This window comes from Pseudomonas deceptionensis, from assembly GCF_900106095.1.
Taxonomy (GTDB): domain Bacteria; phylum Pseudomonadota; class Gammaproteobacteria; order Pseudomonadales; family Pseudomonadaceae; genus Aquipseudomonas; species Aquipseudomonas deceptionensis.
In genome coordinates this window covers 844,085-870,546 of the sequence record NZ_FNUD01000002.1, presented here as the reverse complement: position 1 = coordinate 870,546, position 26,462 = coordinate 844,085, and the positions used below count along the sequence as shown (strand labels likewise).

23 protein-coding genes are annotated in these 26,462 nt (G+C 59.2%); 13 read left to right on the top strand and 10 right to left on the bottom strand.

All coding sequences use genetic code 11. The annotated features are described in order from the left end of the window. Position 1: 1 nt before the first annotated feature. The gene (locus tag BLW11_RS03770; protein WP_048362259.1) at positions 2-631 is read right to left on the bottom strand and encodes an FMN-binding negative transcriptional regulator; all 630 of its coding nucleotides are present in this window, start codon (positions 629-631) and stop codon (positions 2-4) included. 89 nt (positions 632-720) lie between these two features. On the opposite strand from BLW11_RS03770, the gene pdxR reads away from it, so the two are divergent. After that, the gene (pdxR, locus tag BLW11_RS03765) at positions 721-2,268 is read left to right on the top strand and encodes a MocR-like pyridoxine biosynthesis transcription factor PdxR (protein ID WP_048362260.1); all 1,548 of its coding nucleotides are present in this window, start codon (positions 721-723) and stop codon (positions 2,266-2,268) included. A gap of 125 nt (positions 2,269-2,393) precedes the next feature. Here the strand turns inward: pdxR and BLW11_RS03760 are convergent, their stop codons facing one another. The 5 genes from BLW11_RS03760 to aspA form a co-directional block, all read right to left on the bottom strand. Beyond that, positions 2,394-3,431 (bottom strand): histone deacetylase family protein, encoded by a 1,038-nt coding sequence (locus tag BLW11_RS03760; RefSeq protein WP_048362261.1) that lies wholly within the window; start codon positions 3,429-3,431, stop codon positions 2,394-2,396. Positions 3,432-3,558: 127 nt separating this feature from the next. Beyond that, positions 3,559-4,551 carry an AraC family transcriptional regulator gene (locus tag BLW11_RS03755; RefSeq protein WP_048362262.1) on the bottom strand — a complete coding sequence of 331 codons (993 nt, stop codon included), beginning with the start codon at positions 4,549-4,551 and terminating at the stop codon, positions 3,559-3,561. 142 nt (positions 4,552-4,693) lie between these two features. Continuing rightward, the gene (locus BLW11_RS03750) at positions 4,694-5,698 is read right to left on the bottom strand and encodes an asparaginase (protein WP_048362263.1); all 1,005 of its coding nucleotides are present in this window, start codon (positions 5,696-5,698) and stop codon (positions 4,694-4,696) included. Positions 5,699-5,754: 56 nt separating this feature from the next. Further along, positions 5,755-7,176 (bottom strand): alanine/glycine:cation symporter family protein, encoded by a 1,422-nt coding sequence (locus tag BLW11_RS03745; protein WP_048362264.1) that lies wholly within the window; start codon positions 7,174-7,176, stop codon positions 5,755-5,757. Between the two features lie 387 nt (positions 7,177-7,563). Continuing rightward, the gene (gene aspA / locus BLW11_RS03740) at positions 7,564-8,988 is read right to left on the bottom strand and encodes an aspartate ammonia-lyase (RefSeq protein ID WP_048362265.1); all 1,425 of its coding nucleotides are present in this window, start codon (positions 8,986-8,988) and stop codon (positions 7,564-7,566) included. Positions 8,989-9,168: 180 nt separating this feature from the next. Here aspA and BLW11_RS03735 point away from each other — a divergent pair, with 180 nt between their 5' ends. The 5 genes from BLW11_RS03735 (at position 9,169) to BLW11_RS03715 (ending at position 12,946) form a co-directional block, all read left to right on the top strand. Next, a complete protein-coding gene (locus BLW11_RS03735) occupies positions 9,169-10,086 on the top strand; it encodes a LysR substrate-binding domain-containing protein (RefSeq protein ID WP_048362266.1) in 918 nt (305 codons plus the stop codon). 294 nt (positions 10,087-10,380) lie between these two features. Beyond that, entirely contained in the window at positions 10,381-10,872 is a 492-nt protein-coding gene (gene purE / locus BLW11_RS03730) for a 5-(carboxyamino)imidazole ribonucleotide mutase (protein WP_003438120.1), read from the top strand. Positions 10,873-10,883: 11 nt separating this feature from the next. Continuing rightward, entirely contained in the window at positions 10,884-11,969 is a 1,086-nt protein-coding gene (locus BLW11_RS03725; RefSeq protein ID WP_048362267.1) for a 5-(carboxyamino)imidazole ribonucleotide synthase, read from the top strand. A 108-nt stretch (positions 11,970-12,077) separates the two neighbouring features. After that, on the top strand, positions 12,078-12,326 hold the full coding sequence (locus BLW11_RS03720; RefSeq protein WP_047279090.1) for a GlsB/YeaQ/YmgE family stress response membrane protein: 249 nt from the start codon (positions 12,078-12,080) through the stop codon (positions 12,324-12,326). Positions 12,327-12,409: 83 nt separating this feature from the next. Beyond that, positions 12,410-12,946: a DUF3299 domain-containing protein gene (locus BLW11_RS03715; RefSeq protein WP_048362268.1), complete on the top strand. Its 537-nt coding sequence runs from the start codon at positions 12,410-12,412 to the stop codon at positions 12,944-12,946. An 81-nt stretch (positions 12,947-13,027) separates the two neighbouring features. Here BLW11_RS03715 and BLW11_RS03710 read toward each other — a convergent pair whose 3' ends face one another. Then, on the bottom strand, positions 13,028-13,927 hold the full coding sequence (locus BLW11_RS03710) for a D-hexose-6-phosphate mutarotase (protein ID WP_048362269.1): 900 nt from the start codon (positions 13,925-13,927) through the stop codon (positions 13,028-13,030). A 33-nt stretch (positions 13,928-13,960) separates the two neighbouring features. Further along, entirely contained in the window at positions 13,961-14,362 is a 402-nt protein-coding gene (locus BLW11_RS03705; RefSeq protein ID WP_003438129.1) for an acyl-CoA thioesterase, read from the bottom strand. A 375-nt stretch (positions 14,363-14,737) separates the two neighbouring features. Between BLW11_RS03705 and BLW11_RS03700 the strand changes: the two genes are divergently transcribed. The 7 genes from BLW11_RS03700 to BLW11_RS03670 all read left to right on the top strand — a co-directional run bounded on the left by BLW11_RS03700 (position 14,738) and on the right by BLW11_RS03670 (position 24,110). Then, positions 14,738-16,027 (top strand): MFS transporter, encoded by a 1,290-nt coding sequence (locus tag BLW11_RS03700; protein ID WP_048362270.1) that lies wholly within the window; start codon positions 14,738-14,740, stop codon positions 16,025-16,027. Between the two features lie 166 nt (positions 16,028-16,193). Next, on the top strand, positions 16,194-17,198 hold the full coding sequence (locus tag BLW11_RS03695; RefSeq protein WP_048362271.1) for a phosphate ABC transporter substrate-binding protein PstS: 1,005 nt from the start codon (positions 16,194-16,196) through the stop codon (positions 17,196-17,198). A 162-nt stretch (positions 17,199-17,360) separates the two neighbouring features. After that, a complete protein-coding gene (locus BLW11_RS03690) occupies positions 17,361-19,646 on the top strand; it encodes an ABC transporter permease subunit (protein WP_048362272.1) in 2,286 nt (761 codons plus the stop codon). Positions 19,647-19,661: 15 nt separating this feature from the next. Beyond that, a complete protein-coding gene (pstA, locus tag BLW11_RS03685) occupies positions 19,662-21,332 on the top strand; it encodes a phosphate ABC transporter permease PstA (protein ID WP_048362273.1) in 1,671 nt (556 codons plus the stop codon). A gap of 153 nt (positions 21,333-21,485) precedes the next feature. After that, positions 21,486-22,319, top strand: coding sequence for a phosphate ABC transporter ATP-binding protein PstB (gene pstB, locus BLW11_RS03680; protein ID WP_048362274.1), 834 nt, complete (start codon positions 21,486-21,488; stop codon positions 22,317-22,319). 85 nt (positions 22,320-22,404) lie between these two features. Continuing rightward, positions 22,405-23,166, top strand: a complete 762-nt coding sequence (gene phoU / locus BLW11_RS03675; RefSeq protein WP_048362275.1) for a phosphate signaling complex protein PhoU — start codon at positions 22,405-22,407, stop codon at positions 23,164-23,166. 77 nt (positions 23,167-23,243) lie between these two features. After that, entirely contained in the window at positions 23,244-24,110 is an 867-nt protein-coding gene (locus BLW11_RS03670) for a response regulator (RefSeq protein WP_048362276.1), read from the top strand. A gap of 63 nt (positions 24,111-24,173) precedes the next feature. Here BLW11_RS03670 and BLW11_RS03665 read toward each other — a convergent pair whose 3' ends face one another. After that, positions 24,174-26,135, bottom strand: coding sequence for a DUF7844 domain-containing protein (locus BLW11_RS03665; RefSeq protein WP_048362277.1), 1,962 nt, complete (start codon positions 26,133-26,135; stop codon positions 24,174-24,176). Continuing rightward, positions 26,132-26,452, bottom strand: coding sequence for a DUF2388 domain-containing protein (locus tag BLW11_RS03660; protein WP_048362278.1), 321 nt, complete (start codon positions 26,450-26,452; stop codon positions 26,132-26,134). The genes BLW11_RS03665 and BLW11_RS03660 overlap by 4 nt, the downstream gene beginning before the upstream one ends. Positions 26,453-26,462 lie beyond the last annotated feature (10 nt).

Below are 26,462 nucleotides of genomic sequence, written 5' to 3'. Positions count from 1 at the left end.
GCTATTCCTTAGCCATTAAGTGAGCGAGTGCGTGGTCTTGCGGGTTGCTGTTGGCCAGGAGTCCCTTGCGTACGCCCGCTTGGTCGGCGGCGTCGCGGTTCTGGCTGAGTTTGCGTTTGCCGTCCAGGCGGGTGATGGGCAGGCGAAAACCCACAATGGCCTTGAGCATGCTGTCGATGTAGTCCGCGGGTGCATCGCTGACCGACCAGGGTTCAGATCGATCTGCTTCGTGCTTGCTGCTCAGGCGGCTGACCAGTGCCAGTAAACGCTCGGCATCATCGAAGACCTCTGCTGTGCCATACGCGTGCACGGCGAGGTAGTTCCAGGTGGGCACTGCTTTGCCGTGTTCGGCCTTGCCGGGATAGAAAGACGGGCTGATGTAGGCCTGTTCTCCGGCGAAAATCACCAGGGCTTCGGCTCCTTCAGCCAGGGCCTTCCAGTGCGGATTGGCACGGGCAAGGTGGCCGTACAGCGTGCCGCAGGCGCCTTCATCCGGGTTCAGCAGTAAAGGCACATGACTGGCGATCAAGCCTTGACTGCCGTAGGTGACGAGCACGGGCAGGGGCGTGGCCAGCATTTGCTGATGCAGGATTGGAACGTCGTCTACTGCGAAGGCGCGGGGAACGTACATAGAAATTATCCTTGGCGAATGGCTTCATCCTAGGCAGGCTATTGGTTTGTTGTAAGAGCCATTAATGGTCATTTTCATAGGTCCAATCCATGACGGATTCAGCGCTTTCCATCGCCTTCAACCCAGCCGGAATTGAGCTTGATCCGAAAAAAGGCCTGAGCCGCCAGCTGTATCAGGCCTTGCGCCAACGCGTGCTTGATGGCCGGTTGAGTGGCGGTGCGCGGTTGCCGGCCAGTCGTGACCTGGCCGCCGCCCTCGGTATTTCGCGTAATAGCGTGGTGCGGGCCTATGACCAGTTGTATGCCGAAGGTTTTATTGAGGGGCGAGTGGGGGATGGCACCTATGTCGCAAAATTGCCGGAAAAAGCCCTGCCGATAAAAAAGTTGTCCACCAACTTGTCCACAGGGTTTTCAACAGGCTTATCCCCAGGGTTATCCACAAAACAGGCCGAATTACCTGTAATTACATCCAGTAAAGTTATCCACAGCACAGCCTTGAGCAGGGTCGCAAAGCACGCATTGGACCTCCCTCCCAGCGGCGTTCCGCGTGCATTTCGAGTGGGGGTTCCGGCTTTCGACTTATTCCCTTTCGAGGTATGGAGCAAGCTGCAGGCGGCTTTTTGGCGTAAGCCGGACTTGCAGCAACTGTGCTACGGCGACCCGGCCGGTGATGAACGGCTGCGGGGGTTGATTGCGGCTTATTTGCGCACATCGCGAGGTTTATCGTGTACGGCTGAGCAAATTTTGATCACCAGTGGCGCGCAGCAGGGAATTAGCCTTTGTGCACAGCTGCTGGTGGAGCCCGGCGAGGGGGTGGCTGTGGAAAACCCGGGCTATCGCGCAGCCGCGTATGCATTCGCGATTGCCGGAGCCCACGTGCAGGGTGTGGCGGTGGATCAGGAAGGCATGGATTGTTCGGCCTTGGCGCACCTGAGCAACTGTCGACTGGCCTATGTCACGCCTTCGCACCAATACCCCAGCGGCGTCACCATGAGCCTGGCCCGGCGCCTGGAGCTGTTGGCCTGGGCCGAGCGGACACAAGGCTGGATTGTCGAAGACGACTACGATGGCGAGTACCGTTACAGCGGCGCGCCGCTGGCCCCATTGGCTGCGCTGGACCGTAGCGGGCGGGTGATTTATGTCGGTACCTTCGGCAAGGTGGCCTTCCCGGCGTTGCGCCTGGGCTATCTGGTGCTGCCCAAGGGGATGACCGAGCCGTTTGCCCGACGCCGATCTCTGGATATGCGGCATTCGGAAGTCAGCACCCAGGCGGTCATGGCCGAATTTATGGCGGCCGGGCATTTTCAGCGGCATATCCGGCGCATGCGTCGGGCTGCATTGAGCCGTCGCGATGTGTTGCTGGCCAACTGGCCGCAGGGGCTAGCAGGAGTGGGGCCGATGCCGGCAATAAACGCGGGGTTGCACGTTGCTGTGCCGGTGAGCAGTTTTGCGCGTGAGCAAGCACTGTTGGCGCAGGCAAAGGCGGCAGGAGTGGAAGTCAACGGGTTAAGCAGTTATTGGCTGGAAGACTCGATCGAGCCTGTGGATAAACGCGCGGGCTTGGTGCTGGGGTTTGCGGCGGTACCCGAAGTGGAGATCAAGGCGGCGCTGGAGCGGCTGCGCAAGGTATGGAATTGAGGATCATGCTGCGGTTGCTCTGTGGGAGCGAGCCTGCTCGCGAAGGTATCAAGCGCGTTGCGCTTAGCTGGTAAGCACGCGCTATCGTTAACGAACTTCGCGAGCTGGCTCGCTCCCACCGGGGATTATGCGTCGCTCATGCGTTCAAACCCTTCCAGTACGTTCACCGCATTCACGCCGATTTCTTCTACCGCGTAGCCGCCTTCCATCACAAACAGAGTCGGTTTACCCAGGCGTGCAATCCGTTCACCCATACGCAGGTAGTCCGGGCTGTCGAGTTTGAACTGGGAAATCGGGTCGTTCTTGAACGTATCCACACCCAGTGAAACCACGATTACGTCAGCGTCGTAGCCTTCGATTTCGCTGCAGGCCAATTCAAGGGCGGCGCTCCAGCGATCCCAGGCCGAGCCCGCTGGCAGCGGATAGTTGAAGTTGAAACCTTCGCCCGGCCCTTCACCGAGTTCATCTTCGTAGCCCAGAAAGAACGGAAACTCGGCTTCAGGATGGCCATGGATGGAGGTGAACAGCACGTCGCTGCGTTCATAAAAAATCGACTGCGTGCCGTTACCGTGGTGGTAGTCCACGTCGAGGATCGCCACTTTGCGTCGGCCCTGATCGAGGAATGCCTGCGCGGCAATGGCGGCGTTGTTCAGGTAGCAGTAGCCGCCCATCAAATCGCTGGCGGCGTGATGGCCGGGTGGTCGGCACAAGGCGAAGGCGCTGTGGGCACCGCTCTGGATTTCGGCCAGGGCGGTCAGGGCCACTTGCGCGGCGCTGTAGGCCGCCTGCCATGTGCCGGCGGTAATGGGCGCACCGCCGTCGAAGCTGTAATAACCAAGCTGGCCGTGAAGGCTGGTGGGCAAAACGGCGCGCAGGGTACGGGCGGGCCAGGTGTAGGGCAGCAAGTCGCCGTCGCGGCCATGCTCGGTCCAGCGAGCCCAGGCACCCTGAAAAAAGTCCAGATACGCTGCACTGTGGACCCTCTCGATCGGCCCCCGCCCGAAGTCTTGTGGCGAGCGCACCGGCCCGAGTTCGCGGGTGTGCACGCGCTGCAAAATATGGTCGGCGCGAGAAGGCATTTCGAAGCAGGGCATCAATTGCCCGTCCATCAACTCACAGCGGCCATGATGCAGGTGATGATCGTCCGAGTAGATCGTCAGCATTTTCTTGTTCTCCCAAGGCTTGAGCGGTGGCCTACAGTTTTGCGGCGCAAGGTGTTTGAGAGAACGGCAGGAGCGGCCAAAAGGAGATTGATGTGGCCAAAATCACTGACCGAAATTCGCCCCTGAATCAGGCGCGGAACTGACTGGGCGCGACCCCGCTCCAGCGTACGAAGGCATGGCGAAAACTCGCGGTTTCACTGAAGCCCAGGGTTTCGGCAATCCGGTAAATGGGCCACTCGGTTTCGTTGAGCAGCAGCTTGGCCCGTTCGAAACGCAGGTCGTCGAGCAACGTTTGATAGCTGCAACCCACATCGTGCAAATGGCGACGCAGGGTACGTGGCGAGCAGTTCATTTGTTCGGCCAGCCCCTCAAGCCCCGGGGCGGCGTGCAGTTGTGCGGCAAGGAGTTTGCGGATGCGTTCCAGCCAGGTTTGCCGCCCGGTGAACTCCAGGTTTTGTTTACGGCAGCGTTCGGCCATTGCCTGATGGGTGACGGCATCGGCCAGTGGCAAGGGTTGGTCGAGCCAGCTTTTGGCGAACGCGAATGCATTGTCGTCGGCATCGAATGTGCGCGGGCAAGGGAAGCTTTGCCCGTAGCTGGCGTGATAGTCCGGGGCACTGTGGCCGAAACGTGCACCCACCAGTGGCAACGGCTGGCCCAGCAGGTCTTCGCAAATGACCTTGAGCGAGACCAGGCACAGCTCGGTATTGAATACGGCCAGTTGTGGGTTCTCGCCATAACCGTTGGCGCAGAACGACACCTGTTCGCCTTCGATCTCAAGGCTCAGTTCAAAAAGTGTTCCCAGCAGCGCCGGGTAGCGCAACGCCAGACGCAATGCGTCACCTAAGGTGGCACTGGTGAGTAAGGCATAGCCCAGCATGCCGTAGGACGACACATGCATGCGCCGCCCCAGCTCCAGGCCGATTTCGCGCCGCAAGGCCACGGCGTTGGCGCACACGCGCATTTCCTGATTGGTGGTGATGCGCGTGTCTGCGCGGCTCAAGTCCGCCGCCCGTATGCCGCTGCCCGCCAGCAGCGCTTCGCTGGGCAAGCCTTCATCCTTGAAGGTGTTGAGCACCAGCGAAACAGCGTTGAGGGTAGTGAGATGAGAATGCAGCATGCTGGCTTCCTGCGTGAGGGTGCAGGAAACCAGCAAGTTGTGTGCCGGGGGCGGGCGCGAACCTGTAGCCGCTGCCGCAGGCTGCGATAAGGGCCGCAGGACCTTCAATCAAGGCGGGCCTGCGGCAGCAGCTACACGTCGATCAGGCCAGCTCCCCGCACACGTCCAGCTCAACCAGGCGACGCACTTCAGCCAGTGGCAGGTCTGCACCGAGCAAGGCATGCAGTTTGCCGAACACTGCCTCACGGGTCATGCCACCCCCTGATAGCACGCCAACCCCACGCAGACGGCTGCCTGCTTCGTACACGTCCAGTTCTACACCGCCTTCATGGCATTGGGTGATGGCCACCACCACAATGCCATTCTCCTGCGCCCGTTGCAGGCTGGCGAGGAAGTCCGGGTTATCGCTGGGGCCCGTGCCGCTGCCGAAGCATTCGATCACCAGCGCTTCGATCCCGCTGTTGAGCAGTGCGTCGAGTTGGGCGGCGCCGATACCCGGTACCAGCGGCAATACACCCACGCTGGCTTCGTGCTTGGGATGGCTGTAGGTCAGTTCGCCCGGCAATGACGCGGCCTTGGTCACGCCGCCGTTGCGCGTCAGCGCCACAAACGGGTTGCGCCCAAAACTGCGTACCTTGGCGCAACGTGTCGGAGCCATCAGCTTGCCGTGGAAGTACAACTGAACCCCGTGAGGCTGGCCTTGGCCCAGTGCCTGCAGTGCACCGCTGACGTTTTCCCAGGCATCGCTGTCGGGTACGCCTGCCGGCAGCATGGAGCCCGTGAACAGCACCGGTGCCGGCAAGCCCAGCAGTTGAAAGCACATCGCCGCCGCACTGTAGGCCAGCGTGTCAGTGCCGTGCAGGACCAGGACGCTGTCGCAGCCATCCTGTTCGATGGCTTCGATGATCGCGCTACGCAGGCGCAACCAGTAGGCCGGCGTCATGTTGGCGCTGTCGATCAGCGGGCTCATCTCGCGAAAGGACCACTGCGGCACTTTCAGCGCCGGTTGGCTGGCGAGGTGCTCGCTCATGCGCGCTTCAAAACCCGACGCAGGTGCCAGGCCGCTGGCGCTGGCTTGCATGCCGATGGTGCCGCCGGTGTAGAGCACCATGACGTGTTGGGAAGGCGAGTGAGTGGCTGCGGTCATTGTTGGGTCCCCATAAGCAAAAACGCGGCGGTTCTGGAGAACCGCCGCGTCAAGTATCAGCGTTTTGTTTCTTCGACCTTGGCGGCCGGTTTTGGCGGCCAGGCCTTCAGGTCCAGGTCCAGATCCGGGAATTTACTGGAATCGAACACCGGTGTCTTGATCCCCGCACGACGCTGGTCATCGTAGTCCTTGAGCACCCGCATGCAGATCTTGAACAGCATCGCCAGGGCAACCAGGTTAACGAAGGCCAGCATGGTCATGGCGATGTCGGCGAATGCGAAAACGGTTTGCAGGTTTTCGATCGAGCCCCAGAAAATCAATACCAGCACCAGAACGCGGTAGCCAATCAGCGCCTTGCGGCTTTCACCGACCAGGAAGCGCAGGTTGTTCTCGCCCAGGTAGTAGTTGTAGAGCATCGAGGTGAACACGAACAACGCCAGGGCCACGCTGATAAACACACGGCCCCATTCGCCGACCACGGCCGCCAGGGAGTTCTGGGTCAGGGCAATGCCGTCGCCTTCGAAGCCCGGGGTGTAGAAGCCCGACAGCAAGATCAGCAAGGCGGTGCAGGTACAGATCACGAACGTGTCGAGGAATACGCTGAACGCCTGAACCACGCCTTGGGCGATCGGGTGTTCAACATCGGCCACGGCTGCCACGTTCGGGGCGCTGCCCAGACCGGCTTCGTTGGCGAATACGCCACGTTTGACGCCCATCACGATCGCGCTGCCGATCAGGCCGCCAAACACCGGGTCGAGGCCGAAGGCGCTCTTGACGATATGGCCCAGCATGGCTGGCACGTGGTCGAATTGCAGCACGATCACATACAGGGTGACCGCGATGTAGGCCAGGGTTTTGACCGGTACCAGCAGGTCAGCCACCGAAGCGATACGTTTGATACCACCGATAAACACCAGACCCAACAGAATGGCGATGGCCAGACCTGAGTAACTGACATCGAAACCGAAGGCATCTTGCAGCGAGTGGGTGACGGCGTGGGCTTGCAGGCCCATAAAGGCGAAGCCGAAGGTGATCAGCAGCAGCACGGCCATCAGCTGGCCCATCCACAGTTTGCCCAGGCCATGCTTCATGTAGAAGGACGGACCGCCACGTAGTTGGCCTTCAGCGTCGCGACGCTTGTACAACTGGCCCAGGGAACACTCGATCAGGCTGCTGGACATGCCGACCAGCGCAGTCACCCACATCCAGAACACGGCACCAGGGCCGCCCAGGGTAACGGCAATGCCGACACCGGCAATGTTGCCCGCGCCTACACGGCCAGCCAGGCTCAGCATCAATGCCTGAAACGAGCTCAGTTCACCGGCGCTGCTGCGCAGGCTGTCTTTGAATACCGAAAACATGTGCAGGAAGTAACGAAACTGAACGAAACGCGAGCGGATCGTGAAGTAGCCACCGAGCCCGACCATAAGCACGATTAGCACTTTCCCTGAGAGGAAGTCATTGATGACTTCAAGCATGGATTATTCCTCGCTGTTTTTATCTGATGGCAACACGGGCGGATCGAAATATCGCGTTACACCTGCTTGAGCAAGGCATAAACGTAGGCGATCAATGTGACCCTGGCCATGTTGCTGCTTGGTTTACGATGCTGTTTCCGTGCTGACGATGGCCGCTGGTGCTGGGGCCGGGCACAGGAAGAGGGCCGGCACTATACCTAGGAGTGTGGAAAGCGTCTGCATAAGTGATTGTTTTTTCATGTACGAGTCGTCTTAAACGGCATCAATTTGTGTCCGATTTGCCCTTTTTTCAGGCAAAAAAAAGGGCCTGCAGACGTATCTACAGGCCCTCAAAAGGTGAGAGGTGTCTAGTCCCTCGACCTGGTGAGCGTTGAGCGTGTTACAGCATCAGGCCTTAAGGGGCACCAGACGCGGAGCAATCATGTTTTCCGGGCGCAGGATGTCGTCGAGCATGGCGTCGTCGAGCAAGCCTTCTTCGCGCACCAGTTCCAGCACGCCACGGCCGCTTTCAAGGGCGATACGGGCGATGCGGGTGGCGTTTTCATAGCCGATGTACGGGTTCAGTGCAGTGACCAGGCCAATCGAGTGCTCGACCAGTTCGCGGCAGCGTGCTTCGTTGGCGGTGATGCCGACGATGCAGTGTTCGCGCAGCATGTCCATGGCGCGTTGCAGCAGGCGGATCGAGTCGAAGATCTTGAAAGCGATCAGCGGCTCCATCACGTTCAGTTGCAGTTGGCCGCCTTCGGCTGCGATGGTCAGTGCCAGGTCGTTACCGATGATCTGGAACGCAACCTGGTTAACGGCTTCCGGGATAACCGGGTTGACCTTGCCTGGCATGATCGAGCTGCCTGGCTGACGCGCTGGCAGGTTGATCTCGTTGATGCCGGTGCGTGGGCCGCTGGACAGCAGGCGCAAGTCGTTGCAGATCTTCGACAGCTTGACCGCGGTACGCTTGAGCATGCCGGAGAACAGGACGAATGCGCCCATGTCCGAAGTGGCTTCGATCAAGTCGGCTGCCGGTACCAGCGGGTGACCGCTGATGGTTGCCAGGCGGTTTACGGCCAGCAACTGGTAGCGCGGGTCGGCATTGATGCCGGTACCGATGGCGGTGCCGCCCAGGTTTACTTCGGTCAGCAGCTCTGGCGCCAGTGTTTTCAGGCGGGCCAGATCTTCACCCAAGGTAGTGGCGAAGGCGCGGAACTCTTGACCCAGGGTCATAGGTACGGCGTCTTGCAACTGGGTACGGCCCATCTTCAGTACGTGGTTGAACTCAACACCTTTGGCCGCGAATGCCTGAATCAGGTTGTCGAGGCTGGCGAGCATGGCGTCGTGACCCAGCAGCAGACCCAGACGGATCGCAGTCGGGTAGGCGTCGTTGGTCGACTGCGCCATGTTCACGTCGTTGTTCGGGTGCAGGTATTGGTACTCGCCTTTCTGATGGCCCATGGCCTCCAGCGCGATGTTGGCGATAACTTCGTTGGCATTCATGTTGGTTGAAGTGCCAGCGCCGCCTTGAATCATGTCGACCACGAATTCTTCGTGGAAATCACCGTGGATCAGACGTGCACAGGCTTCGCTGATGGCAGCGTGCTTGGCGTCGCTCAGATGACCCAGTTCGCGGTTGGCGTCAGCAGCGGCTTGTTTAACCATTGCCAGGCCCACAACCAGCTTCGGGTAGTGCGAAATCGGGACGCCGGAGAGACGGAAGTTATGCACCGCTCGCAGGGTCTGGATGCCGTAATACGCTTGAGCGGGTACTTCGAGTACGCCAAGCAGGTCTTTTTCGGTACGGAAAGATGCAGCGGAGGACATGATGGAAATCATCTCGATAAGGACCCGGTCTGAGCCGGAACGCTGCGAATCCTAGGCCTGTGGACTATTTTGGGCCAATGCCTTTAAACACTATCCTATGCATAAACGGCATAATGACGACGTGACGCGACAAGCGCGTCGAGCGTGTGACCCAATTTGGTGCGCGTCCGGGAGGACTCGATGAATCTCGAAAGCAAATGGTTGGAGGACTTCAGTGCCCTGGCCGCGACTCGCAGTTTTTCCCAGGCGGCTGAGCGTCGCTTTGTGACTCAGCCGGCCTTTAGCCGACGTATTCGCAGCCTGGAAGCGGCGTTGGGGCTGACCTTGGTGAATCGTTCCCGCACCCCGGTGGAGTTGACTGCGGCCGGTCAGCTGTTTTTGGTGACTGCGCGCACTGTGGTCGAGCAACTGGGCGAGGTGTTACGTCACTTGCATCACCTGGAAGGCGGGCAGGGCGAGGTCATGCAAGTGGCTGCCGCACACTCGCTGGCACTGGGGTTTTTCCCGCGCTGGATCGCTCAATTGCGTAACGAAGGGCTGAACATCGCGACACGTCTGGTTGCGACTAACGTCGGAGACGCGGTGCATGCCTTGCGCGAAGGTGGCTGCGATTTGATGCTGGCTTTCTACGATCCGGATGCTGCCTTGCAGATGGATCCGGAAATTTTCCCCTCCTTGCACCTGGGCAATACCGAAATGCTCCCGGTGTGTGCCGCGGATGCAGACGGCAAGCCCTTGTTCGATCTGGAAGGCGAGGCCAGCGTGCCGCTACTCGCTTACAGCGCTGGCGCCTTCCTGGGCCGTTCGGTGAATTTGTTGCTGCGCCAGCGCAGTCTGCGCTTTACCACTATTTATGAAACCGCCATGGCCGACAGCCTTAAAAGCATGGCACTTGAAGGGCTGGGCATCGCCTGGGTGCCGCATTTGAGTGTGCGGGCAGAGCTGGCACGGGGTGAGCTGGTGGTGTGCGGTGGCCCGCAGTGGCATGTGCCACTGGAGATCCGCCTGTACCGCTGCGCCCTGGTGCGCAAGGCCAACGTGCGGTTGTTGTGGCGCAAGTTGGAGAACCCGACCGGCCAGGCACCAACCCCGACCTGACCCGAATGCGGTATGACCTCAACTGTGGCACCGCTGGGTCAAGTGAACAGCATTACGACCTGAGGTGGTTTTTTGCTTGACCTAAGAGTCAATAAAACCGGGCTTTCGGGCCGTTTTTAACGTGCAAGACAGATGGTCGCCAAAGGTGCTTTCAAGGCAGTTCTTTGGGGTATACTGCGCGGCCTTCGGCCGGCTCGACCGGCCTTAATTCCTATAACAAGCCACGTCGGTTTCCCCCACGTGGCTTGTTGTTTTTTGACGCGCCTGCGGGCGCCCAAGAGAAGAGGCGCGACGATGAGTGCACTGGTAGGCGTGATCATGGGCTCCAAGTCCGATTGGTCCACCCTTAGCCACACCGCCGATATGCTGGAAAAACTCGGCATCCCTTACGAAGTAAAAGTGGTCTCTGCCCACCGCACTCCGGATCTGCTGTTCCAGTATGCCGAAGAGGCCGAAGGCCGCGGGATCGAGGTCATCATCGCCGGTGCCGGTGGCGCTGCCCACTTGCCAGGCATGTGTGCGGCCAAAACCCACTTGCCGGTGCTCGGCGTGCCGGTGCAATCGGCCATGCTCTCGGGCGTCGATTCGCTGTTGTCGATCGTGCAAATGCCAGCGGGCATTCCGGTTGCCACCCTGGCCATCGGCAAGGCCGGCGCGATCAACGCTGCCCTGTTGTCGGCGAGCATCCTGGGCGCCAAGCACCCGCAGTTTCATACCGTTTTGAAAGCATTCCGTGCTGAGCAGACAGACAGCGTTCTGGACAATCCAGACCCGCGCGAAGCCTGAGGTTTTTGACGATGAAAATCGGTGTAATCGGTGGCGGCCAGTTGGGCCGCATGCTGGCCTTGGCGGGTACTCCGCTGGGCATGAACTTCGCTTTCCTTGATCCGGCACCCGATGCCTGCGCGGCAGCTCTGGGCGAACACCTTCGCGCGGACTACAGCGACCCGGATCATCTGCGCCAATTGGCCGATGAAGTAGACCTGGTCACGTTTGAGTTCGAAAGCGTTCCGGCTGAAACCGTGGCATTCCTGTCGCAATTCGTCCCGGTCTATCCGAGTGCCGAAGCGCTTCGCGTTGCCCGTGATCGCTGGTTCGAAAAGAGCATGTTCAAGGACCTGGGCATTCCGACGCCGGCGTTTGCCGACATCCAGTCCCAGGCTGACCTGGACGCAGCGGTAGCGACCATTGGCCTGCCGGCCGTGCTCAAGACCCGTACCCTGGGTTATGACGGCAAGGGCCAGAAAGTGCTGCGCACACCTGCTGATGTGGTGGGTACGTTTGCCGAGCTGGGCAGTGTGTCGTGTCTGCTGGAAGGTTTTGTACCGTTCACGGGCGAAGTATCGCTGATCGCCGTGCGCGGTCGTGACGGTGAGACCAGGTTCTATCCGTTGGTACACAACACTCACGACAGCGGCATTCTCAAGCTGTCGGTTGCCAGCACGAATCACCCGCTGCAAGCATTGGCCGAGGATTACTCCAGCCGTGTGCTCAAGCATCTGGATTACGTAGGCGTGATGGCGTTCGAGTTCTTTGAAGTCGACGGTGGCCTCAAGGCCAACGAAATCGCCCCACGTGTGCATAACTCCGGGCACTGGACCACCGAAGGCGCCGAGTGCAGCCAGTTCGAAAACCATTTGCGGGCCATTGCCGGCTTGCCTTTGGGGTCGACGGCCAAGGTCGGCGAAAGCGCGATGCTCAACTTCATTGGCACCGTGCCGCCGGTTGAGAAGGTCATTTCGATTGCCGACTGCCATTTGCATCACTACGGCAAGGCTTTCAAGGTCGGCCGCAAGGTCGGTCACGCCAACCTGCGCTGCGCCGACATGGCGACCCTGCAAGCGCAAATCCTCAAGGTTGAGGCCTTGATCGACGAAGCGTAAATCGCTTGTCACCGGGAACCATTGGGTTGTCGTTGCTCTCTGATGGCGTGATGCCAAAGTGCTGACTAGGCTTTGGTTGAACGCCATCTAATTTGAGAGGAAGCGCCCATGGGCATCATCGGAACCATTTTTATCGGCTTGATCGTTGGCCTGCTGGCTCGTTTCCTGAAACCGGGCGACGACAGCATGGGCTGGATCATGACCATCCTGCTGGGTATCGGCGGTTCGCTGGCGGCTACCTATGGCGGTCAGGCGCTGGGTATCTACAAGGCGGGTGAAGGTGCCGGCTTTATCGGTGCGGTGGTGGGTGCCGTGATCTTGCTGGTCATTTACGGCCTGGTGTCGAAAAAGAGCTGATTAAACGCTTTGGCCCTCTCTGCGCCAGTCGCAGAGAGGGCTAAACTGGGCCGCGTTTATATCTCTCTTTGATCGAGCCTTTCATGCGCCGTCTTCTACTGACTTTCCTTTTACTGGGCAGCAGCCTGGTACACGCGGCAGAACTGCCCGAAACCGACTGGCTCGAACTGATGCCCAAGTCGGATCAAAAAGCCCTCGAACAAATGCCAGAAATTGACCATGACTCGCCCGAGGCCAATGGTACGTTTACCGACAAGGGTGGTTTGAAGCAGAGCAAGGGCCTGCCGGCCGTCATGTATTCCAGCAAAACCGTCGCCGGTATGAATGGCAAAAATATCCGCTTGGGCGGTTACCCCGTGCCATTGGAAACGGATGCCAAGGGGCGCAGCACCCTGTTTTTCCTGGTGCCGTACCCGGGCGCCTGCATCCATGTGCCGCCGCCGCCGCCCAATCAACTGGTGCTGGTGCGCTATCCAAAAGGCCTGAAGCTGGACGACATCTATACGCCGTTGTGGGTGATGGGCACGCTGAAGGTCGAAAAAGTCAGCAATGACCTGGCCGATGCGGCCTATGCGCTGGATGCGAGCAAGGTGCGGGTGGTGGTCGAGGAAGATTTGTAGGTGGCAGATTAATTGTGGAAGCGAGCCTGCTCGCGAAAACGATCTTCGCGAGCAGGCTCGCTCCCACGAGGTTTGTGTGTATCAGGCCTTCAGGCGCTTGCTGCCAATACTTACGCCCATTGAGTGGCTGGCGCCCGGTTGCAAGGTGATCACGTCGTCCATCACGTTGGCGGTTTCGATGCAGAGCATGCGCTGCCAGCCGTCTGCTGCCATGTCGCTGAAACTGGCGGTCTTGTCGACCCACGGGTTCCAGATCACCGCCGTGCGCGAGCCATGGCTGGTCAGCTCAAGGGTTCGCGACCAGTCCGGGTCGGCGATGCTCAGTTGCTGCGGGGTGTCGAGGTAGATACGGTCGGTCTCGCCGCTAAAGGTCAAGTCACCCGCTTGCTTGAGGTGTGCCCAGTCGTTGAGTGTGTCGATGTACGTTAAACCGTCGACCCCTTTAACCTGGACCTTGCGCACGTCGCTGACCGCGAAATAGCTGTGCAGCGCCTGGCTGATGCTGACCGGGATGTCGCTGCGGTTATGGCTGGTGAGGCTGATGTGCAGCTGCGTATCGAGACGAATGCTCAGGGTCAGCGCCACATCGTGAGGCCATCCCGGGAGGCCGCCTTCGATGTGGGGCAGGCCCAGTTCAATATGCAGGGCTTCGCCCGCGTCATCGATTTCCAGCACTTCCCATTCACGGGTGCGAACCAGGCCGTGAGCAGTGGCGGGCTCGGTGCTTTGGCGCATGGCCTGGACACTTGGCGGGTTCAGCGCAAAATTGCCAAACCATGGCCAGCACACAGGCACGCCGGCACGAATGCCCTTGCCCTGCTTGTACTGGGCTTTTTCGTTGAGCCAGATAATCGGAGGCTCATCGCCTATCTGATAGCTAAGTACCTGCGCGCCCTGTTTGGCGACCAGCAACTGAGCCTGACCATGCTGGAAGTGCCAGCACTCCAGTTCATCCAGGGTGACTGACTCTATGTGGTGCATGGCAGGCTCTCTATTTCAGTGGCTAGGCAAGGTTTAACGGCGCGGCGGTACGGAGCGGGTGCGACCGCTGCCATCAATGGCGACAAATACAAAGACCGCTTCAGTCACTTTGCGCCATTCGCTGGACAGCGGATCGTCGCTCCACACTTCAACCATCATCTGGATGGAGCTGCGGCCGATTTCCAGTGCCTGGGTGTAGAACGACAATTGCGCTCCAACAGCCACAGGTACCAGAAACGCCATACGATCAATGGCGACAGTGGCTACACGGCCGCCAGCAACCTTGCTGGCCATTGCGGTGCCAGCCAGGTCCATTTGGGACACCAGCCAACCACCGAAAATATCGCCGAAACCATTGGTTTCGCGCGGCAGGGCGGTGATCTGCAAGGCCAGGTCGCCTTGCGGGATTGGATCTTCCTGTTCGAGCTCTAACATGCCGAAGGGCCTCTGACCCGTGATTCTTCATAAGTGCTGCGGGTGAATAAGCGTCTTTAGAAAAACGATTCAGCCCGAACATACTACGTTCGTCACGTTCTTCATAAGCCGCGCCAAGGGGGAACTCTGCGAAATCGGCTGCAAGCATCCAGCGAGCGTTTTCGCACAGCAACCTCAAAAGTTACCAAGTGTTTCTCATGATCGCGAGTATATCGGGCGACAGGCCAGCCGACGACCTTCTGATTCTGCTTTTTGAATGCGCTGCGCGTCTAGCTCTGTGCTTTTGTAGGCAATTTGTTATCTTTCAAAACCTGCCCAGCCCCTGCCGGCGAAGTTGCAGCTTTTTGCCGAGCCTAATAAGAGAAGCATTACCCCATGATTACAGAGTCTTCCAGTGCTGCGCCGCCTTCGCGGCCGTTAACCCGTAATGACTATAAAACCTTGTCGCTGTCTGCCCTGGGTGGTGCGCTGGAGTTTTACGATTTTATTATTTTTGTGTTCTTTGCCACGGTGGTCGGCAAGCTGTTTTTCCCGGCGGACATGCCGGAGTGGCTACGCCTGATGCAAACCTTCGGCATTTTTGCCGCCGGTTACCTGGCGCGCCCACTGGGCGGCATCGTCATGGCGCACTTTGGCGACCTGCTGGGGCGCAAAAAGATGTTCACCTTGAGCATCTTCATGATGGCCGTACCGACCTTGATCATGGGTCTGCTGCCTACTTATGAGCAGATTGGCATGTGGGCGCCGATCCTGTTGCTGCTGATGCGGGTGATTCAGGGTGCTGCCATTGGCGGTGAAGTGCCGGGGGCCTGGGTATTTGTGGCCGAGCACGTCCCGCCGCGCCATGTGGGCTATGCCTGCGGCACGCTGACCTGCGGGCTGACAGCCGGTATTTTGCTGGGCTCGCTGATGGCCACTGCCATCAACACGATCTACACGCCGGCTGAAGTGTCTGATTTCGCCTGGCGGATTCCTTTCCTGATGGGGGGTGTGTTCGGGTTGTTCTCGGTGTACCTGCGTCGCTGGTTGCACGAGACGCCGGTGTTCGCCGAGCTGCAGTTGCGCAAGGCATTGGCGGCTGAAGTCCCGCTCAAGACCGTGCTGCGTGACCATCGCGGGGCGATCGTGATCTCGATGCTGCTGACCTGGTTGCTGTCCGCCGGGATCATCGTGGTGATCCTGATGACACCGACGGTTCTGCAAACCATTTACGGTTTTTCTGCGACCACCTCGTTGCAGGCCAACAGCCTGGCAATCGTCTTCTTGAGCCTGGGCTGCATCGCCTCGGGCGCTCTGGCTGACCGCTTCGGTGCGGGCAAAGTGTTTGTGCTGGGGTGTGCCGGGTTGCTGGTGACGTCGTGGACGTTCTATCACAGCCTGCTGCAGCACCCGGACTGGCTGTTCCCGTTGTATGCCTTGAGCGGTCTGTTTGTAGGCACCATCGGTGCCGTGCCTTATGTGATGGTTAAAGCCTTCCCGGCTGTGGTGCGCTTCAGTGGTCTGTCGTTCTCATACAACCTGGCCTACGCCATCTTTGGCGGCCTGACCCCAATGGCCGTGACCCTGTTGCTCAAGGAAAGCCCGATGGGCCCGGCGTATTACGTGGCAATCATTTGCATCATGGGCTTGCTGGTAGGCGCCTACCTGTGGAAAAAAGGCCGCTGATCGAGTCCTGCTCCGTCGCCTCACATGCCTGACATCCCCCCCAAGGCCATCATTTGTAACGAATGATGGCCTTTCATCTAATTGTCACAATCGGTTCATAGAGTAGTCACATGGCCTGCAGATACTGGCCCCCGATTCATCTAACCCCGTTTGCTAGGAGTAAGGCATGAAACTGAAGCGTGTTATGGCGGCCCTGACTTTTGTTGCCGCTGGCGTTGCAACTGCCAATGCGGTTGCCGCTGGTGTTGACCCGGCTATTCAGCCCTACGTGAAGACCACCGGTGTGTCGGGGAACCTGTCCAGCGTTGGTTCCGATACCCTGGCGAACTTGATGACCTTGTGGGCTGAGGCTTACAAGAAAGAATATCCAAACGTAAACATCCAGATTCAAGCTGCCGGTTCTTCAACCGCGCCGCCTGCGATTACTGAAGGCACCGCTAACCTGGGCCCGATGAGCCGCAAGATGAAAGACAACGAACTGGCTGCTTTCGAGCAGAAGTACGGTTACAAGCCAACCGCTATTCCGGTGGCCGTGGATGCCCTGGCCGTGTTCGTGCACAAGGACAACCCGATCAAGCACCTGACCATGGAACAGGTTGATGCGATCTTCTCCTCGACGCGTCTGTGTGGCGCCAAAGCCGACGTTAAAACCTGGGGCGACCTGGGTGTGACCGGCGACCTGGCCAACAAGCCAGTGCAACTGTTCGGTCGTAACTCGGTATCCGGCACTTACGGCTACTTCAAGGAAGAAGCCCTGTGCAAAGGCGACTACAAGCCTAACGTGAACGAGCAGCCGGGCTCCGCTTCGGTAGTGCAGTCGATCAGCAGCTCGCTGAATGGCGTGGGTTATTCGGGCATCGGTTACAAAACCGCCAGCGTGAAGACCGTGCCTTTGGCTAAAAAGGGCAGCACTGAGTTCGTCGAAGACACCGAAGAAAACGCACTGAACGGCAAATACCCGCTGTCGCGTTTCCTCTACGTGTACGTGAACAAGGCGCCGAACAAGCCGCTGAACCCGCTGGAAGCCGAGTTCATCAAGCTGGTTCTGTCCAAGCAGGGTCAGGAAGTGGTCGTGAAGGATGGCTACATCCCGCTGCCAGCCAAAGTTGCAGCCAAAGCATTGGCTGACCTGGGCTTGAAAGAAGGCGCTGCTGACGTCGCCAAGAAGTAATGACTTTGTAGTCGCTGCCGCAGCCTGCGGCAGCGACTACAGGTTTTACGTTTCACAGATGCACCTCATTTTTTAACTCCGCTGCCAGCACCTTTGGGCGGCGGATTTTTTGCGTCACTGCTTTGTCATCTTTCTGTCATACAGGACCGCTAGGGTGTGCGCATGAATGATCTGGCCAATTCCCCAATGACTACGACATCCGCTCCCAAGCGCATTGATTTCAATACGCCTGAACTCAAGCGCAAGCGCCGCATTCGCGCGCTTAAAGATCACCTGACCCGCTGGTATGTATTTATCGGCGGTCTTGCCGTGCTCGGCGCAATCACCTTGATTTTCTTCTTCCTGGGCTATGTGGTTTATCCGCTGTTCCAGGGCGCCGACCTGAATGCCAAGCAGGCGATTACGCCGGTCTGGATGCAGGATGCAGGCAAGCCGCTGATGATCTCCGTCGAGGAGCAAAATCAGGTCGGTATGCGTGTATCGGACAAGGGCATGGTGCTGTTCTTCAATGTGAAGAATGGCGACGAGCTTTCGCGGGTTAACTTGCCGCTGCCAGCCGGCACGCAAGTGACGTCGCTGGGTCAGGATCAGCCGGGTAACCCGGTGGTGGTTCTGGGCTTGTCCAACGGCCAGGCCCTGGTGTTCCGCCACACCTACAGGGTCAGTTACCCGGATAGCAAAAAGACCATCACCCCGGCGATTGAATACCCGTATGGCGAAACGCCGATCGTGCTCGACCCGCAAGGCCGGGCACTGGATCACGTTAACCTCAGCGTGAACGATTCGACGCTGGTGCTGGCAGGTTCAGCCGGTTCGCAATTGAACGTGCTGTCGCTGGCCCGCGAAGAAAACATGATGACCGAAGAGGTCACCAATACAGAGACTCGCATCGATCTGCCGCAGATGACCAATAAGGTTAAAGCGCTGTACATCGATCCGCGTCAGCAGTGGCTGTATGTGATCAATGATCGCGCGCAAGTCGATGTGTTCAGCCTGCGTGACAAGAGCCTCAACGGTCGTTACACGCTGGCTGATGACGCCACCACAGAGATCACGGCCAGTGCGCAACTGGTGGGTGGTATCTCGCTGATATTTGGTGATTCGAAGGGTGGCTTGAGCCAGTGGTTCATGGCCCGTGACCCGGATGGCGAGCAGCGCTTCAAGCATATCCGCAGCTTCCAGATGGGCACTTCACCGATTATTGAAATAACAGCCGAGCAACGCCGCAAGGGCTTCCTGGCCCTGGACGCTGCTGGTGAAATCGGCGTGTTCCACAGTACTGCACACCGCACCCTGCTGGTCGAAAAAGTTGCTGAAGGCCCGGGGGTGATGGCGCTGTCGCCACGTGCCAACCGCGTCATCGTGGAAGAGGGCGGCAAGCTGTTGCCACTGACCTTGAAGAACCCGCACCCGGAAGTGTCCTGGAGCGCGCTGTGGAGCAAGGTCTGGTACGAGAACTACGACGAGCCTAAATACGTCTGGCAATCAACTGCTGCCAACACCGACTTCGAACCGAAGATGAGCCTCGCGCCATTGACCTTCGGTACGTTGAAGGCTGCTTTCTACGCCATGTTGCTGGCCGCACCGCTGGCTGTTGCTGCCGCGATTTACACTGCTTACTTCATGGCTCCTAGCCTGCGCCGCAAGGTCAAGCCGGTGATCGAGCTGATGGAAGCGATGCCGACGGTGATCCTGGGCTTCTTCGCCGGTCTGTTCCTGGCGCCGTATGTCGAAGGGCATTTGCCGGGGATTTTCAGCCTGCTGATGCTGATGCCGATTGGTATTTTGGTCGCCGGTTTCACCTGGAGCCGTCTGCCTGAGTCGATCCGCCTGCGAGTACCGGATGGTTGGGAAAGCATGATCCTGATCCCGGTGCTGCTGTTTGTGGGCTGGTTGTCGCTGTACATGAGCCCGTATATGGAAGCCTGGTTCTTTGGTGGCGACATGCGGATGTGGATCTCCCACGACCTGGGCATCACCTACGACCAGCGCAACGCACTGGTAGTGGGTCTGGCAATGGGTTTTGCGGTTATCCCCAACATCTACTCGATTGCTGAAGACGCCGTGTTCAGCGTGCCTCGCGGTCTGACGCTGGGTTCGCTGGCGCTGGGTGCCACGCCGTGGCAAACCATGACCCGCGTCGTGATCCTGACTGCCAGCCCGGGGATCTTCTCGGCACTGATGATCGGGATGGGCCGTGCGGTAGGCGAGACGATGATTGTGTTGATGGCCACCGGTAACACCCCGGTCATGGAAATGAACCTGTTCGAAGGCCTGCGTACCTTGGCGGCAAACGTGGCGGTAGAAATGCCGGAGTCGGAAGTGGGCGGTAGCCATTACCGCGTGCTGTTCCTCTCGGCGCTGGTGCTGCTGCTGTTCACCTTTGTCATGAACACTCTTGCCGAGCTGATCCGTCAGCGTCTGCGCAAGAAATATTCGTCGCTTTAAGGAAGGTAGAAGTCTGTGAAACAGAACTCCCTCAAAGGCTGGTTCAAGAGCGGCGCTCCTGGCGTCTGGATCAGCGGTGGCGCGGTGTCCATCGCCGTCATCATGACCATCGGTTTGCTGTCGGTGATTGCGGTACGTGGCCTGGGCCACTTCTGGCCTGCTGCTCTGATACACGCTGAGTACAACGTGCCCGGTGATGCCAATCACCTGGTGATCGGCGAAGTGGTGCAAAAGGAAGAAGTGCCCCGCGAGCGACTCAAAAGTGCGGGCTTGCCAGTACCTGATCAAGGCCCCGAGTTCATGACGCGCGAGCTGATCAAGGTCGGCAACCGTGACTTGAACGGCAACGACTTTACCTGGGTGGTCGGCGAGTGGTTGACCAACCAGAGCACGCCGCCAGAGTTGATGGCCATTGAGCGCCGCGAGTGGGGCAACTTTTACGGTTACCTGGTTAACGTGAAAGAAAACGGCAAGGTGGTGGCAGAAGGTGCCGCCGCCTGGCCAGAGCTGCAAGCGCGGGTCAAGCGTGTGAATGATCTGGCGGCTCAACTGAGCCAGCTGGAGAAGAAAGACATCGGTGCGATCAACTACGGGCTGGAGCGTATCCGCCTGCATGGTCGCAAGCTGGAACTGGACGGCAAGCTGACCCCGCAGGCACAAGCGGACATGGACGCTGAGCGTGCCGAGCTGAATGCCCGTTACAAGGCTATTGAAGATCGCTTGGGTGAGCTGCATGCACAGTTCAATCGCGACAGCCTTACGGCCCGCGATGCCAATGGCAAAGAGCTGGTGATCGACATCGGCAAAGTGGTCAAGGCCTACCAGCCGAACGCCATGAACAGCTGGCAAAAACTGGCCATGTATTTCAGCAACATCTGGGAGTTCCTGAGCCAGGACCCGCGTGAAGCCAACACCGAAGGCGGGATTTTCCCGGCGATTTTCGGCACCGTGATGATGACGTTGATCATGGCCGTGATCGTGACCCCGTTCGGCGTGCTGGCGGCTGTTTACCTGCGTGAATATGCCAAGCAAAACACCCTGACCCGGGTGATCCGTATTGCGGTGAACAACCTGGCGGGTGTACCGGCCATTGTTTACGGTGTGTTCGGCCTGGGCTTCTTTGTGTATGTGCTGGGCGGTTCGGTTGACCGCTTGTTCTTCGCTGAAGCATTGCCTGCGCCGACCTTCGGTACGCCGGGCCTGATGTGGGCTTCGTTGACGCTGGCGCTGCTGGCGGTACCGGTCGTGATCGTGGCCACCGAAGAAGGGCTGGCGCGTATTCCGCGTACCGTTCGCGAAGGCTCGCTGGCACTGGGTGCGACCAAGTCCGAAACCTTGTGGAAGATCGTGCTGCCGATGGCCAGCCCGGCCATGATGACCGGCATGATCCTCGCCGTGGCTCGCGCCGCAGGTGAAGTGGCGCCGTTGATGCTGGTGGGCGTGGTCAAGCTGGCGCCGTCGCTGCCGCTGGACGGCAACTACCCGTACCTGCACCTTGACCAGAAGATCATGCACTTGGGCTTCCATATTTATGACGTCGGTTTCCAAAGCCCGAACGTCGAAGCTGCACGGCCGCTGGTATACGCCACAGCGCTGCTGCTGGTGCTGGTGATTGCGACCCTGAACTTGTCGGCGGTGTGGATTCGTAACCACCTGCGCGAGAAGTACAAGGCGCTGGAAAGCTGATAGACACACAACCTGTGGGAGCGAGCTTGCTCGCGAAGGTATCGCCAGGGTTTCAAGGTGAAACCGGTTGCCTGAATCGCTGGCAGGCCAGCTCCCACAGAAGAAGCCCGGTTACTGAAAACCGAAACGAATTTTTAGCGTATGGAGCAACCCATGCAGCATGAATCCTCAGCCCATGGCATCAACATGTCAGCCTTGGGTCGCACCAAACAAAGCTTGAACCTGGAAAATGAAGAAGTCGCCATTGAAGTGCCGGGTCTGAATCTTTATTACGGCGAGAAACAAGCGCTGTACGACGTGTGCCTGAATATCCCGAAGCAACGGGTGACGGCGTTTATCGGCCCGTCGGGTTGCGGTAAATCCACGTTGCTGCGCACCTTCAACCGCATGAACGACCTGGTAGACGGTTGCCGCGTCGAAGGCGAGATCAACCTGTACGGCAACAACATCTACCGCAAGGGCGAGGATGTCGCTGAGCTGCGTCGTCGCGTCGGTATGGTGTTCCAGAAGCCAAACCCGTTCCCCAAGACCATTTACGAGAACGTGGTTTATGGTCTGCGGATTCAGGGCATCAACAAAAAGCGCGTGCTCGACGAAGCTGTTGAGTGGGCACTCAAGGGTGCGGCGTTGTGGGATGAGGTCAAGGACCGCCTGCACGAATCGGCACTGGGGCTGTCCGGTGGTCAGCAACAACGTCTGGTGATTGCCCGTACCATCGCGGTGGAGCCGGAAGTGTTGCTGCTCGATGAGCCGTGCTCGGCACTCGACCCGATCTCGACGTTGAAAGTCGAAGAGCTGATCTACGAACTCAAGTCCAAGTTCACCATCGTGATCGTGACCCACAACATGCAGCAAGCAGCCCGGGTTTCGGACTACACGGCGTTCATGTACATGGGCAAAATGGTTGAGTACGGCGACACGGATACGCTGTTCACCAACCCGGCCAAAAAGCAGACCGAAGACTACATTACCGGGCGCTATGGCTAGTTTGAGCGGCAGTGACCGTTCGACGTATCGACAATTTGGCTAGCCGCTTACAGCGCGCAGCTCACAGCTTTTGCGGAGCAGAACCATGATTTCAAAGGATGGCCTCACCCATCACATTTCCGCGCAGTTCAACGCGGAACTCGAAGACGTGCGCAGCCACCTGCTGGCGATGGGCGGCCTGGTCGAGAAACAGGTCAACGATGCGGTTACCGCGTTGATCGAGGCCGACTCGGGTTTGGCTCAGCAGGTGCGCGAGATTGATGAGCAGATCAATCAGATGGAGCGCAACATCGACGAGGAGTGCCTGCGCATTCTGGCCCGTCGTCAGCCTGCGGCGTCTGACTTGCGTTTGATCATCAGCATCTCCAAGTCGGTGATCGACCTTGAGCGCATCGGTGACGAAGCCACCAAGATCGCCCGCCGTGCCATCCAGTTGTGCGAAGAGGGTGAGGCACCACGGGGTTATGTTGAAGTGCGTCACATCGGCGATCAGGTGCGCAACATGGTGCGCGATGCACTGGACGCCTTTGCCCGCTTCGATGCCGACCTTGCCCTGTCGGTGGCTCAGTACGACAAAATCATCGATCGCGAGTACAAGACTGCACTGCGTGAGCTGGCCACTTACATGATGGAAGACCCGCGCTCGATTTCGCGCGTGTTGAGCATCATCTGGGTGCTGCGTTCGCTGGAGCGTATCGGCGACCACGCACGCAATATCTCGGAACTGGTGATTTATCTGGTACGCGGTACCGACGTGCGACACATGGGCCTCAAGCGCATGCGCGAAGAAGTTCAAGGCACGGGTGCCGATAACGCTAATGTTGCGCCGCAGCCTGACGATAAATAAGACAGCCTGATCTAAAAAGCGCCCGGCTCATTGCCGGGCGTTTTGGTTTTCGGGCGTTCATATCCAAGGAGCAGTCGATGAGCAAGGTTAGTGTGCTGGTGGTAGATGACGCGTCGTTTATTCGTGATCTGGTTAAAAATTGCCTGCGTAACTATTTCCCGGGCATCAGGATCGAAGACGCAGTCAACGGCCGCAAAGCCCTGGCCCTGCTGAGCCGTGAAGCTTTTGATCTGGTGCTGTGTGACTGGGAAATGCCGGAGATGTCCGGCCTTGAACTGTTGAGCTGGTGCCGTGAGCAGGACCATCTGAAAACGTTGCCATTTATCATGGTCACCAGCCGTGGCGACAAAGAGAACGTGATCCAGGCAATTCAGGCGGGGGTTTCGGACTTCGTCAGTAAGCCCTTCACCAACGAGCAGTTGCTGTCCAAGGTGAAGAAGGCGTTTACCAAGGCGGGGCTGCTCGATGCGGTGATGGCCAGCGCGCCGACGCGGCTGAACTCGGCGTTCGGCAATGACTCGCTGAATGCGTTGACCGGTGGCAAGGCACAGGTTGTGACACCGGCGGCTGCCCCTGCGCCTGCGCCACGCCCGGCTCAGGCCCTGACGAGTCGCGGCCAGGGTCAGCTGCGTTTGCCCAGTGGCACTCAGACGTGTGTGATCAAGGCGCTTAGCCTTAAGGAGGCGCTGCTGGTGGTGCGTCGCGGCGAAGTTCTGCCTCAGGTGCTGGATAGCGCGGTATTGGACCTGGAGCAAGGCGAGAGCGCCGAGGTGGCGCGTTTGAATGGTTATCTGCATGCCATCGTGGCGTATGAGCCAAAACCGGACAGTGCCTGGCTGCAACTGACCTTCCGCTTTGTCGATCAGGATGCCGAGAAAATGAACTACCTCTCGCGTCTGATCGCCCACGGCACGACGCAGAAGCATTTTGTGCCGGGGGCGTGAAGTGGTGGCGATATCCCTTGTAGCCGCAGTCTCGCTACGCTCCTCAGCGGCTACAAAGGTCAGTCAGGGCAGCTGCAACCCGCCCGATGCCTTGTGAATCGCCCGCAGGTGTTCGCCGACCTGTTTGACGTTGGCTTCAGTTGCCGCAATTTCGGCGGCGCGGGAAGGCTCCAGCAGGCTGCGAACCTCCTTGTCCAAATCAGTGGTCAGACGCAGCAGTTGCTGTTGGCGCTGACTGCTTTCGGACTCGAGCATTTCCCACTCCTTGGCCTGGGGCAGGCCGTAACCGCCGCTGCCGAGCAGTTCAGCCGGGCGGCTGAGAAAGCCGCTGCTGGCGAGAATTTCCTGCAGGGTCTTGTTGGCTTTGTCCATGCCGCCATCCTTGAGCCCGCGCGCGCCCAGGTACTTTTGTTTGACCTCATCCTGGGCCAACAGCAGTTGGCGGCGAAAGCTGGCCTGCTCCAGCAGCAACAACGCTGCGCTTGAGCGCAGGTCAGCTTGCTCGATCCATGGGCGACGTTCGTCTGCGTTCAGGGCCAGCCAGTCTTCAACAGTGGTTTGCTTGATCGGCAGGCGGGTTTTGAGCACGTCGAACATCGCCTGGTAGCGATCGCGGTACGAGTCAAAGCGATAACCCATGCGCAACGCTTCTTTGGGATCGTCCAGCACGCTGGTGTCGGCCAGCCCACGGGCCTTGAGCACCTCAAGCAAACCATTGGGCACGATGCTGTCCAGGCCCTTGAGCTTGGCATTGTCACTGCCACTGCGCAGCAGCTTCAGCGTTTCAACCGCGCAGTTGTTGGAGATGAAGTAGTAGTCGCCGTCATAGCTCCAGTGCATTTCGGCGGCGTGCTCAACCACCTCCTCGATTTCAGGGCGGCTCAGTTTGAGCGGCACGGAAGCCAGGCTGCGCAGTTCGGTTTTGGTGTACTCGTCGATCACCTGGGCCAGCGGCAATACAAACAGGCGCGACGGGTAGGCACCGGTCAGGCCGTCCCAGCTTGAGAGCTGTACGTCATTGACGAACGCCCGGTAGGACAACACCAGATGTTCTTGCAGGTCGAGTCGGCAGTCTGGTCCGCGTGGGCGCCCGGGTGCACAGATCACCAGGCGCAACATGCTGTGGCCCCAGCGGCTGGCCCATTCCTGATTGGCTTCGGCCAGCAGGTAGTCGACGGCATACACCCGCTCCGGGTCTACGGTGCCCAGCGGCGTCTTGGCGAAGTCGTTGCCTGCATTGAGGAAGGCAAAACCCTTGGGGCATTCGTCCCTGGCTGCGGGTGCCCAGCCGAAATGCTCTTTGTAATAGCGATACAGCGCTGGTCGGCGACAGGCGTAGGCCGGGTCGAGGAGAAAGTACTCCATGTTGACCGCGACAAATTCTTTGGGGCTGGTGACTTCGTAAAGATCAGGGCTGCGCACCACCTGGTGGTTATCTTGCTCGCGCTCGCCGCGGCGCCCCACGTATTGCTGCCAGCCGGCCAGGTCGAGCAAGCGCGGATCATCACTGAGGGTGAAGCGGCGATCGGTTTGCCCGCGGCATTGATCGGGCAGGCCAATTTGCCCGGCGTTGCTGTTTTGTCGGGTACAACGCCGTATCAGCGTGCGTTCTGCGCCGGGCCAGAGGCGGGCACGGTCGTAAATGTGCGTCAGTTCGTGCAACACGGTGGCGAGCATTTCACGGCGCACGGTGCCGTGGGGGCGGTTGGTTTGCTGGGTGGCGGCCGAGCCATTGGTCAGTCCGGCCAGCAGATTGCGATTAAGGTCCAGCTCGGAGGTCAGCGATGCCTGGCCGTAGGCGTTGCTGGGCATGTCATCAGTCCAGCCCACCAGGATCTGCCGGTCCAATTGCTCTATAAAACGCGGTGGCAGGCTCTGCATGGCCTCATCCAGCAGGGCTTGGCTAGCCTGTTGCTCGGCCGGGCTCAGGCCCTCGGTCTTGAGTTGCAGATGCAGCGCCGCCTGGGCGCTGCTGGCGATCAGCAGCAGGCCACAGGCCGAGAGCCAGCGCGTTAACGACTTCACAGTGCGAGGATGGCTTCAGCGAGAACCTGGTCGCTGGCGTTGCGGGCTTCAGGCACGCGGTCGCGCAGGGTGCTGAAGGCCGACTCCAATTGCACACCGCGAATGTCGCCCTGGCTGGCAACGAAGGTGGCTGCGTCGTCGTGGGCTTCGCGCACCACTTTAGAGTCGCGGATGGAGGTCGTGGTGTCAGACGTGAAGTCGATGGTGCGGCCAAACGCGCGCACGATGATGTTACTGGTCTGCACGACAGTCTGTGCCTGCGCCACATCGGCGAGCAGCAAAAGGCCGAGGGTGGCGACGATTAAAGGGCTACGCATGAAACATCTC